General features: G+C 62.3%; 8 protein-coding genes and 2 pseudogenes. 3 read left to right on the top strand and 7 right to left on the bottom strand.

Annotated features, from left to right (window positions below; all coding sequences use genetic code 11):
* Positions 1-184 precede the first annotated feature (184 nt).
* From FJ222_09760 to FJ222_09750, 3 genes are read left to right on the top strand one after another with little or no spacing between them, the layout of a single operon-like run.
* Positions 185-964 (top strand): hypothetical protein, encoded by a 780-nt coding sequence (locus tag FJ222_09760; GenBank protein ID MBM4164706.1) that lies wholly within the window; start codon positions 185-187, stop codon positions 962-964.
* Entirely contained in the window at positions 945-1874 is a 930-nt protein-coding gene (locus FJ222_09755; GenBank protein ID MBM4164705.1) for a glucosamine-6-phosphate isomerase, read from the top strand. The genes FJ222_09760 and FJ222_09755 overlap by 20 nt, the downstream gene beginning before the upstream one ends.
* 1 nt (position 1875) lies before the next feature.
* Positions 1876-2970 (top strand): hypothetical protein, encoded by a 1095-nt coding sequence (locus FJ222_09750; GenBank protein MBM4164704.1) that lies wholly within the window; start codon positions 1876-1878, stop codon positions 2968-2970.
* 54 nt (positions 2971-3024) lie between these two features.
* On the opposite strand, the gene FJ222_09745 is transcribed toward FJ222_09750, so the two are convergent.
* From FJ222_09745 to FJ222_09715, 7 genes and pseudogenes are all read right to left on the bottom strand, one after another.
* Entirely contained in the window at positions 3025-4848 is a 1824-nt protein-coding gene (locus tag FJ222_09745) for an ABC transporter ATP-binding protein (GenBank protein ID MBM4164703.1), read from the bottom strand.
* Positions 4845-6722 carry an ABC transporter ATP-binding protein gene (locus tag FJ222_09740; protein MBM4164702.1) on the bottom strand — a complete coding sequence of 626 codons (1878 nt, stop codon included), beginning with the start codon at positions 6720-6722 and terminating at the stop codon, positions 4845-4847. The genes FJ222_09745 and FJ222_09740 overlap by 4 nt, the downstream gene beginning before the upstream one ends.
* Before the next feature lie 441 nt (positions 6723-7163).
* Entirely contained in the window at positions 7164-8471 is a 1308-nt protein-coding gene (locus FJ222_09735) for a TRAP transporter large permease (GenBank protein ID MBM4164701.1), read from the bottom strand.
* Positions 8472-8475: 4 nt separating this feature from the next.
* Positions 8476-8991 carry a TRAP transporter small permease gene (locus FJ222_09730; protein MBM4164700.1) on the bottom strand — a complete coding sequence of 172 codons (516 nt, stop codon included), beginning with the start codon at positions 8989-8991 and terminating at the stop codon, positions 8476-8478.
* Positions 8991-10019, bottom strand: a complete 1029-nt coding sequence (locus FJ222_09725) for a TRAP transporter substrate-binding protein (GenBank protein MBM4164699.1) — start codon at positions 10017-10019, stop codon at positions 8991-8993. The genes FJ222_09730 and FJ222_09725 overlap by 1 nt, the downstream gene beginning before the upstream one ends.
* Before the next feature lie 35 nt (positions 10020-10054).
* A pseudogene (locus FJ222_09720) lies at positions 10055-10210 on the bottom strand (polysaccharide pyruvyl transferase family protein).
* 5 nt (positions 10211-10215) lie between these two features.
* A pseudogene (locus tag FJ222_09715) lies at positions 10216-11724 on the bottom strand (alpha-2-macroglobulin family protein).
* Positions 11725-11810 lie beyond the last annotated feature (86 nt).

Below are 11810 nucleotides of genomic sequence, written 5' to 3'. Positions count from 1 at the left end.
AGGACCGGCGGATCGTCCGCTGACAGCGCACCAACGGCATGTGTTGTCCCGTCACTACCCACTCACACACCCCTGTCGCTAGCCGACCACCGACCTGCATCATCAGACGCTTGCCTCTTGGGCGCTGAACCGGTACACTTCCCCGCATTGAAATCCCTTGAATTGATTGCGCCCTGAGGATCCCATGACTAAACCCATCGTATTGGCCGTCGCGGCGCACCCGGATGACATCGAACTGATGATGAGCGGCACCTTGATGCTGCTGGGCGCCGCCGGCGCGGAGCTCCACGTCTGGACGCTGGCCAACGGGTGCTGCGGCACCAACCGCCTGAGCCGCGAGGCGATCAGCCGCATCCGCCTCCAGGAGGCCCGCGAGGCGGCGGCGCTCATCGGCGCCGTCCACCACGAGCCGCTGTTTGACGATCTGGCGATCTTCTACGATCAGCCGTCGCTGGCGCGGGTCAGCGCGGGGCTGCGCGCCATCCGGCCCGATATCGTGCTCACCCAGTCGCCCAACGAGTACATGGAGGACCACGGCAACACCTGCCGCCTCACGGTCTCCGCCGCCTTCACCCGCGGCATGACGAACCATCTGACCGTGCCGCCCGTGCCGCCCTACCAGGCGCCGGTCACGGTCTATCATGCGCTCCCGTATGGCCTGACCGACCCCCTGCGGCGGCCGGTCATCCCCGATTGCTACGTGGACGTGACGTCCGTGATGGAGACGAAGTGGGCCATGCTCGCCTGTCATCGCAGCCAGAAAGAGTGGCTCGACATCAGCCAGGGGATGGACTCCTATCTGAGCGAAATGAAGGAGACCTGCCGCCGGGTCGGCGGCCGTTCAAAGCATTTCGAGTTTGCGGAGGGCTGGTTCCGGCACAGCCATCTGGGTTTCTGCGGGCCGGAGGATGATCCACTCAAAACCCTGTTGAAGGAGAAGGTCTATGGCGCGCCCAATCAGTAAACTGGCACCGGGATGGTGGGACTACACGACGCTCGACGCGGAGCTTCTGCGCGATGCCGCCGCGCTCAAGGCGCGGGACCTGGCGCAGCTTTCGCGGCCGGGATTCACCGTGCGGATCTACGACACGCCGCAGGAGTTCTACGCCGCCGAGGCGCTGGAATACATCACGGCGTGGCGGCAGGCGACCGCTGACAGTCCGGCCGGCATTTGCGGCCCGATCGGGCCGACCGAGCAGCTCCCGATCGTGGCGCAGATGGTCAACGCGCTCGGGCTGAACCTGAAGCACGCCCATTTCTGGGGGATGGACGAGTGGGTCCAGGATGGCGCGACCGTGCCGCCGACCCATCCGCTCTCCTTCGCGAAATGCGATCACGACCTCTGCTTCGGGCGGATCGCCAAGGCGCTGCGCATGCCCGCGGCGAACCTGCACTTCCCGACCGGCGACCTCCGGGCCTATCGCGCCAGCTACGACCAGGCGCGCTGCGTGCTGATGCAGGGCGGGCAGGGCGAGATCAAGCACTGGGCGTTCAATGATCCGCCCCAGCGCGCCGGGAAGTACAAGGATGCGCCGCCGACCCCGGCGGAGTTCCGCGCCTTGCAGACCCGGCTGGTGGACCTGCATCCGGTGACGATCATCCAGAACGCCCGGACCTCGGGGGGCGGCAACGTCTCGCTCGTGCCGACGCGGGCGGCGACGGTCGGTCCGGTCGAGACGTGGAAGGCCGAACGGGTCTCGATCTGGCATCCCGGCCACCACGATAACCCCTTCGGCATCCGCCTCACGGCGCTGATGATCGGCAAGCGGATCCCCGACAGCAGCGTGCCGATGTCGCTGCTCGCCGACCATCCCGACGTCTGTTTCAGCTACCTCCGCTCCGGCATCGGCAGCGTGGACGTGGAGATGCACTGACATGGCGTTTGACAGCGGCAGTGTGAGTTTCCGGTTGTTCGCGCTTGCGCGGGAATTTGGGCCGGCTGATATCGAGGCGTTTGCGCGCCACGCCGCGCCGCCGATCGAGACGCTCTCCTCCGAGCCGATCTTCGGCTGGGTCGGCGGGCGTCATTTGCTCGACCGAATCCTGACCGAAGAGACGTGTGTCATGGGCGGGTATCTCCATGTCACCTACATGCGGGCCGAGCGAAAAATCCCCGAGTCGCTCCTGCGGGCGCACTGCCGGCTGGAGGAGGAGATCGAACTTCGCGCCCGCGAGACGAACGTGCTGCCCCGGGCCGTGCGTGCCGAAATCCGCCAGCGTGTCCAGGAGCAGCTCTTGCCGACCATGCCGCCGACGCTTTCGGGGCTCCCGGTGGTGGTGGACTTCCGGCAGGATCTGCTGCTCGCCGCCGCAATGTCCGACAAACAGATCGACCTGCTCTCGCCCTATTTCCGCGAGACGACCGGTGTCATGCCTATCCTGCTCACCGCCGACACCGCCGCGTTGAAGCGCAAACGCATCAACGCCAACGACCTCTCACCGGTCAATTTTTCGCCCGACCCGGCGGCCGAGCCTGCGCCCGAACCCACCCTGGGGATGGATTTCCTGACGTGGCTCTGGTATTTCTGGGAGAGCGAGGGCGGCATCCTTCGCCGGTCCGGCGGCCAGCAGATCGGGCTGATGCTCGAGGGGCCGCTCACGTTCTTTCGCGAAGGCGAAGGGGCGCACGAGGCGGTTTTGCGCAAGGGGACGCCGCTCAACAGCCGTGAGGCGGGGACGGCGCTCTACTGCGGCAAAAAGCTCAAGCGGGCCAAGCTTGTCCTTGCTGAAGGGGATCGGATATGGTCGGCCACGGTTGACGCCGACTTCGGCATCCGCGGCTTGAAGCTGCCGAAGGGCGAGCAGATCGACCCCGCCGGCAAGTTCCAGGAGCGGATGCTGCTGATCGAAACCTACTGGAGCATCTTCTTCGAGCTGTACGACCGCTTCCTCGACATTCGCACCACGCCCGCGCGCTGGGCCGACACCCTTGCGGGGATCCAGGCGTGGGTCGGGCGACGCGCCTCGTAAAAACCCGCGACAGTCATTCTCAGAAGTGGCGGAAGGGAGCCATACGGTGTCTGCTTATTCGCGGATTTGGCCCGCGCGTACGAATTGTCTGTAGAGGCTGGCATAAGCGCCGCCGACTGCCAGCAGTTCGGTGTGTGTGCCGCGTTCGATAATGCGTCCGCGGTCAAGCACCAGCAGCAGGTCTGCATGCCTGATGGTGCTGAGACGATGGGCCACCACAAAGCTGGTGCGTCCCGCCAGCAGAACCTCCAGCGCATGCTGGATGCGCAGTTCGGTGATGGTGTCAATAGAACTGGTGGCCTCGTCGAGAATCAGGATACGCGGGTTGGCCAGCATGGCTCGCGCAAAACAGATCACTTGCCGCTGTCCCAGACTGATTCCGGCACCACGCTCGCCGACCACAGTTTGCAGGCCTTCAGGCAGTGAATCCAGCGCATCAAAACAGTCGAGCCGTTGTAGCGCCTCACGCACGTCATGGTCCGTGGCAGCGGGGCGTCCCAGGCGGATGTTTTCAATAACTGTGCCTGAGAACAGGAAGTTTTGCTGCAGCACCATGCTGATCTGCTGGTGCAGCGAGTCGGATTGGACCAGGCGGATCTCCTGGCCGTCGAGCAGCAATTCGCCCCGGGTTGGAAGGTAGAATTTGGCGATCAGATTGGCGATGGTGGTCTTGCCACTGCCGGAATGGCCGATCAGCGCAATAGTTTGGCCTGGCTCGGCCGTAAAAGAAATGTCATGCAGCACCGGCGTCTCAGGCCGGTAGGCAAAATGCACATGACGGAACTCGACACGCCCCTGCAGCGTGTGCGGCCGCGCTTCAGGCCGATCCTGCCATGCGGGCGGCGTGTCGAGGAATTGAAACACACGCTCGGCGCCGGCCATGGATGCCAGCGCCTGGTTGTATATGTTGCCGATGCTGACCATGGGCTGGAAGAAAGCCCCGCTCATCATTACAAACTGGTAGAGGTTTTCCACGCCTGTGCTGCCGTGCAGCACGCGCCAGCCGCCAACGAGCAGCAGCCCCGCAAGAAAAAGCTGGTTGTTGATCTCCAGTAGCGGCAGGAAGACACCCGAGGCGCGGGCCAGGTCCTGGTTGAAGGTGGCATGATCGGCGACCAGTTCGCTGAACAGGTCGGCGTTCCGGCGTTCACGCGAGAATCCCTGTGTGACGCGGATGCCGCTGACCGATTCCGCGAGCGTGGCGGTCACGCGGCTGAAGCTCTCCTGCAGCGTGCGGTGAATACGGCTCAGGCGGCGGCGGAAGTAGTAATTCATGCCGAACAAGAAAGGCCCCAGCGCCAGCAGCATCATAAAAAGCGCCCAATCGTAATAGCACATCACCGCCGCAGCGATCAGCATCTGGCCGGTCTGGACCAGCGTGACAAAAAGCACATCCTGCACGCCTGCGCGGACGCCTTCCGCATCATTGGTGAAGCGGCTGATCATGCGGCCGATGGGGGTGTCCACAAAGAACTGGATCGGTTGCCGCTGGAGATGCCCGAACATGTCGCGCCGCAAATCGTGCAAAACGTGTTCGCCCATGCGCAGGGCAAACAAGGAGCGAAAAATGAAGGTACCCTGGGTCATGATCGCCAGCAGCAGATAGCCGAGCGTGCCGAGGATAATGCCGCGCAGGTCGAGTCGGCTGACCGGACCGCTCAGCACGGCGCCAATGGCCCACGCCAGAAGCGGTAGTTGCACGGTGCGGGTCAACACCAGCACCAATAATAGCGTGCGGGTTTTACGGTATGGCTCGGAGAACCGGAACAAACGCCGGATGAGGTCGAAATCAAGAGGCCGACGTTCCGACTCGCGTTGTTTGTGCTGAACCACGGTCAGCGCCGACCGGTCCTGGCGGATTTTGCGGGGCGTGCTCATGCGGCGCCCCCCGACAGGTCGCTAATTTGAATGGCCACCACTTCGCGGTACAAGCCATCGCGCTCCATCAGCTCGGCATGCGTGCCAAGCTCCGCGATACGGCCATGCTCCAGGACAAGCACACGGTTGGCGCGGTGCAGCGTGCTGAGGCGGTGCGCCACGACAAAGGTTGTGCGCCCTTGCATGGCGCCTTCCATGGCCAGCAGAATATCGCGTTCCGTGTGGGCGTCAATGGCGGCCGTGGGGTCGTCCAGCAGCAGGATGGCGGGCTCGCGCAGGATGGCGCGCGCGATGGCGATGCGCTGACGCTGGCCGCCGGAGAGGTTGGCGCCGCCCTCGTGGAGGATGGTATCGTACCCCTGTGGCAACTGCTGGATGAAGTCGTGCGCCGCCGCGACGCGGGCGGCCCGTTCGATCTGCGCACGGCTGGCATCCGGCCGGCCAAAGGCGATATTGGCTGCAATCGTGGTGCTGAACAGAAAGCTTTCCTGAAACACAATGCCGATGCTGCGGCGCAGATCGTCCAGGTCGAGGTCGCGCACATCCACGCCGTCCACCAGCACGCGTCCGGAAAGCGGATCATAGAAGCGCGGGATGAGACTCATCAGCGCGCTTTTACCTGACCCGGTGGCGCCAAGAACGGCGATGCATTCACCGGGTAGCACATCGAGCGTGATGTCGCGGAGCACCGGTTCTTGAGGGTCGTAGCCAAAGACCACGTTTTCGAACGTCACGGCACCGCGCGGTTGCGGCAAGCGCCGCGCGTCTGGATGGCTCTGGATGTCCAGTGGCGCCGTGAGGACCTCGTGCACGCGCCGGGCGGCAATCAGGCTTTGCTGAATGCTGTTGGCAATGTTGCCGATGTTCGCTACCTGTCCCGAGAACTGCTGCTGCAACCCGAAAAATACCAGCAACTGACCGATGGATATACCGGTCTGCATGGCGGCCGCAGCGTCGGGCGCGCGTTCGTAACCGATCACCAACCAACCGCCGTAAACAAGCAGCACGGCCATGTTGATCTGTGAAAGAAAGCCGATCAGCGGATGAAACCAGCACTGAGTCACAAAAATGCTGAGCTGTTCGTCGCGCACGGCGCGGTTCGCAACGGAAAATTTGGCGATCTCCTTCGCTTCAAGGCCAAAGCCTTTCACGATTGCCGCACCGTGTAAATATTCGTCCAGCACCAGCACCACCCGGTCCGCCAAGTCGCGCACGCGCCGGTAGCGCGGCTGCTGCAACTTCGAGAATCGGCACATGGCATACCAGAGCAGCGGTGTGGTGCCCAGACAGGCCAGTGTCAGGCCGACATGAATCTGCAGCATGTAGACCAGGTAGACCAGCAGCGACAGCACCAGCACCACGCACGGCAGCGCCACGCCGTCCACAAACAGGCGGACCGCTTGCACATCCCCGAGGACGCGGTTGATGATCGAGGCGCTGGCGTTGGCGTCAAAGAACCGAAAGCTGAGGCGCTGCATTTTGTCGTAGACTTGAGCCCGTAGGTCCACGACGATCTGCTGTTGCACCAGTTTGTTGGCCTCTACCGTGTATAGAAAATTGAGTCCGCCCCGCAGCATCGCAAACACGAGGATGCCGCAGGCCAGCACAAGCAGCACGCGCATGGGCTCGGCGTCTCGCGGCGGTTGGACGCCGAAAGGCCAGTGGGGAGGCTTTGGGGAGGCTGGCGAAGCGGAAAGACCTGAGGGACTTGAGGAATCGGCAGGCCAATCACGTTCTTCTTGTCCATCCCGTCCCTTCCGGCCCTCTTGCGTTTGTCGCGCACTGTCGGGAGGAGTCTTTCCTCTCTCCTCTGCCACTAATCTGAATTTCTGTCTCGCGGCCGTGAACCGTATGTAGTCTACGCCTGTGCCCATCAGGCTGAGCCCGAGAAGGCCCATGGCCAGGAGGCAAAGCTGCAGGCACAGCACGCGCGCACTGCCCTGGCGATATTTCCAGACAAACGCGAGTAGGAAGCGCAACAGCGTTCCGCGCGATGCCGGTCCGGTGTTGAAAATGCTGTTGGTGTTTTCCGTAGGCACGTTGGTTTGGGCGGCGGGGAGAAGGTCAGTGATTGATAAGAAATCGCTTTTCGGCTGGTTCCGGTCGGCCCCGGCCCACACCGGCCGAAAGCAGGCAGGGCCCCCTCTGGAGCCTCCCATTCATGGTGTGGAATGTGCCAGAGACGGGGGTGAATGTCAAGTAACCGGTTCCCGTGTTCACGTGAAGAGACACATCTGCCCCATCGCGAGGGGTCAGCCTAAAGAAGACCGTCAGGCTGTAAGGATTGGGAAGCCATCCGTAGACAAGTCCGCGCGCTACTTCAGCAGGCCGCACATCCGGGGAATCGCCAGCGAAATCCACGGCACGTAGGTGATCAGCATCAGCGCCGCGATCATCGCGAGGAAGAACGGCAGCGCCTTCACCGTCACCTTCGCAAGGGTCGTTTTGCCGACGCCGCAACCGATAAACAGACAGGTTCCCACCGGCGGCGTGCACAGTCCGATGCAGAGGTTCGCGATGATGATGATGCCGAAATGGATGTCCGACAGCCCCATCTGGCGCACCACGGGCAGCAAGATCGGCGTGAAGATCAGGAGCGCGGGCGTCATGTCCATGAACATCCCGACCACCAGCAACATGGCGTTGATCGTCAGCAGAATCATGTACGGGTTCTCGGAAAGCCCCATCAGCCCGGCGGACACCGTCTGCGGGATGTTGGCCATCGTCATGATCCACGACATGGAACTCGACGCCCCGATCAAGAGCATGACCACAGCCGTCGTCATGCCGGTCTTTAGACAAATTCCCGGAAGATCCTTCCACGGGATCTCGCGGTAGAAAACCACGGACAGCAGAAAGGCGTAGGCCACGGAAATTGCCGCCGCCTCCGTCGCCGTGAATACCCCTTTGAGAATGCCGCCGATAATGATGATCACCAGCAGCAGGCTGGGCAGGGCGCGCCAGCAGACCCGCAACGGATGGACGCGCGCCCCGGCACCCGCGCCTGCGGTCGCTCTGCCGTACCCGTTGCGAACCGAGATAATGCCCGAGGCCACCATGAGGCAAAGACCCACCAGAATGCCCGGCAGAATGCCGGCCATGAACATCGCCGCAATCGAAACCGAACCGGCCGCCACCGAATACACGATCATGGCGTTGGAGGGCGGAATCAGCAGGCCGGTCGTCGCGGCTGTCGCCGTCACCGCCACGTTGAACTCGCGGTTGTAGCCTTTCCTATTCATCTCGGGGATCATGAAGCCGCCGATTGACGAGACGGCCGCCGCCGCTGACCCGGAAATCGAGCCAAAGAGCATGCACGTCAGCGTGTTGACATACCCGAGTCCGCCCGGCAATCGCCCCACAAATAAGGCCGCCAAATCGATCAGTCGCCGCGCCAGCCCGCCGCGCCCCATGAGGTAGCCGGAGAATACGAAAAACGGAATTGCCAACAGCGGAAAACTATCCACCCCGTTCGCCATGCGCTGAGCCACCGTGTAGCCCGGGTCGCCGCCGTTGGCAAGAATCGCCAGAAGCGAGGAGCACGCGATCGCGACGGCGACAGGCGCGTTCATCAGCAACAGCACAAAAAAAGAAAGCGCCAACACCAGTATAATGCCGAGCATGGGATTAGCCTTCCGCTTGGGTTTGCGCACCGATCTGGTCGGCGGGCGTTTTGACGATCTCAATCAGGTTTTCAATCGCGAACAACAGCATGAACACGCCGCTGATCGGGATCGCAACGTAGACCATGCCGCGCGACATCCACGGCATCGTTGGCAACTGCTGCCCCAGCTGGCCCATGGCCAGGCCCCAGCCGCCAACGATAAAGACGAGAATCGCCAGCACCATGATGACCAGTTGCACGATCATGCTGAGGGTCTTGCGTGCCTCGGGATGCAACTTGTTCACGAAATAGTCCACCCCGAGATGCGCGTTCTCGCCGAAAGCCAGCGCGGCGCCAATCATTGAAATCCAGACCAACAGCACACGGGCCAGCTCATCCGTGTAGGCGGCCTGTTTTCCCAACACGAAGCGGGAAAACACGCCCCAGAGCACCGTCAGCGTCAACACGGCCACCATCACGATCACCAGCTTCTCCAGAGCCCGTATGAGCCCTGTCCGAAAACTTTGCCACGCACCCATCACTTCACCTCCCGAATCTCGGAGAGCACTTTTTGGATCACCAGATAATCCTTGCCCTCCGTGATCGGCGCGCAGGCCTTGCGGAAACTCTCCAGATCCGGCGTGATGATCTCGACGCCATTCTGCTTCGCCGTCAGCATGCAGGCGTCGGTCGTTTCTTTCCAGAGTTGGCGCTGGAAGACCGCAGACTCGTCCGCCGCCTGCTGGAGCGCGGTTCTGATGTCGAGCGGAAGCTGGTCCCATACCTTGGTGCTGATGATCACCATGTCCGGGATACGCTGGTGGCCGGAGAGGATGAAGTACTTGCACACCTCGTAGTGGCGGCTGGTGATGAAAGACGGGGGATTGTTTTCGGCTGCGTCCACCGTGCCCTGCGCCAAGGCCGTGTAGAGTTCGCCCCAACTGATCGGACACGGGCTGCCGCCCATGGCCTTGACCATGTCCATCGCCGTGCGGCTGTTCATCACGCGCACCTTCATGCCGCTTACGTCGGCAACCGAGCGGATGGGCTTTTTAGTCGTGTAGAAATTTCGGTCGCCCGAGTCGTAATAGCAGAGGCCCCGGAACTGGCGCTCGACGCCCAAGCCGAGCATGCGCGTGCCGATCGGGCTGTGCAGCGTGTTCCAGAAATGGTCCGCATCGCGAAACGCGAAGGGAACGCTGAAGACCTTCATTTCCGGCAAAAAAGCCTCCAGCGCGGCCGTCGAGACTTTGGTCATCGCGAGCTCTCCCTTCTGCACTTGCTCGAGACAATCGACCTCGCTGCCGAGCACGCCGCCGGAGTAGATGTCGATCGAGGCTTTGCCCCCTGAAAGCTCCTCAAGGCGCTTGCTCATGACCTCCATGGCCTTGTGGACGGGATGGGTCTCGTCCAATCCATGGGCAAGCTTCAACACAATCCCGCGCCCTCCCGGGCCAGCAGATGCGTCTCCCGCCTTTCTCGGACGAATGACAAAAGCGCCGAACAAACAAGCGACCAGCAGACCGGTCGTCACACCCGCCACAAAAAAAGACACTGATTTGCCCATACGTGTTTCTCTCTCGCTCAAGTTTCTTCGGTTAAGGGGTTCACATCTTCCGGCAATGGATCGATCAGCCGTTCGTCCATACGATCAACCAGATAGGTCATTTCAGAACAAAACAGCACGTTGTTTCCAGTTTCGCGCACCCACGCAATCATCGCCTCGCGCAGTTTGGCGTGGTCACGTTCCTTGTATTTTAAGGTCACTTCACCTCAATCTCGAAGCTCTCGCTGTGGCTGTTGAATTCGGGGGCGTACATGCACTGGATGCTGGCGATGCCGCTCTGATAGGTGCCCTTGAGTTGCACGCGCACGCTGTACTCGAAGACGTACACGCCCTTGGGCAGGTAGTGGATGAAGAAGTGGCTCGCCGTGTCACGGGTGCTCTCGTAGTACATCAGGCCGTCCTGGTACTTGGCCTGACTCAGCACGTTCACCGGCTCGGTGCCGCTGCCGCGCTGATCCTTGAGGTGTACGTATTCCATGTCGCGATCCACCCGCACTTCGATCCGGCACACCAGCTCGTCGCCGACCGCCAGCGCCCCTTTGACCGGTTCCAACACCGGCCCCTTTGCCGTCGTTTCCTTGCGGTAGAGCGTCTTCTTGACCTTCAGCGGCGTCCCTTCGTAGGGCGTGATCTTCGTCATGTCTTCGAGATACTGCCAGTGAACGCTCCCCCAGCTCACGCCGTCATCGGTCTTCGTGACGGTGATCTTGCCCATGGCGGGCTTGATCTCGCCGCGCACGAATTTCTGCTGGTAGAACCCGGTGCCGGCTTCGACCTGCTCGGGCTTGATCGTCTCGCCGCCCAGGCTGACCGCGACCAGCGCGTCGCTGGCCAGCAGGTTCTTGCCGCGCAGCAGCAGCCCGTAAACCGCATCGGCCGTGGCCTTGGTCGTCTTCCAGTCCTGCGTCTGCTTTTGCTTGAGCAGCCACACCTTGCAGTCCTCAACCGCCTGGGCGTCGCCCAGAACCTCGTCAAACGCCTCGATCATCAGCGCCTGCGTTTCGATCGGCGCGCGGAACCACGACCAGCTCAGCTCGGTGTCACGCCAGAACATCCCCATCTCTTCGTTGCTGACGCTGAATTCGCGGATGGACTTCAGGATCGCCAGCGGGGTCTCGGCGTCGCCGAAGCGTTTCAGCCCGATGGCCAGATGCGCCTGCGGCTGCCGCCAGCGGAGTTCCAGTCCGTATTGCTTCCCCTGGCCGAGCCAGTAAGTGAGCGCTTCCTGATGCTCCTTGGCGATCGGCTTGTCCTTGAGGAAAAAGCTGCGGCCGTAGAGGTAGAAGGCGATGGGGGGGCTCAGGTTGTTCACCCCCTTGTTGCCGTGCTTGAGGATGTAGCGATAGGTGTCGTCCATCCAGGCGTCGAGCGCGGCGAGTGACTTGATCGCCAGCGAGAGGTCCACGTTCTCGGCGCCGAGGTGGCGCATCCGGCCGAATCCGGTCGTGATGTAGAGCGTGATGTAATGGTCGCCCCGGAACCCCGGGAACCACGGCCACAGACCGTCGCTCAACTGCATCTTCGCCAGCTTGTCGAACGCGCCCGCCGTTTCGGTGTCGAGCCGGTTGGCGTCGAAGAGGATGCCGACATTGCGCCGCGCCTGGCTCTCGTCCTGCGCCTCGCGCAGCCACGGGGTCTCCTCGATCATCAGCGCCTTCAGCTCCTGGTTCTTGAACAACGGCGAATCCAGTGTGGCAGGCGTCCCGCCTGCCTTTCCGCCATCCACGGGCGAGACGCCCGTGCCACTGTTCTTCCACTGGTCGAAGATTCGCCGGATCTTCGGGTCGGCGT

The sequence above is a fragment of the Lentisphaerota bacterium genome, from assembly GCA_016873675.1.
Lineage (GTDB): Bacteria > Verrucomicrobiota > Kiritimatiellia > RFP12 > JAAYNR01 > VGWG01.
The sequence above is the reverse complement of the archived record's forward strand: the minus strand, read 5'-3'. Positions and strand labels throughout refer to the sequence as shown.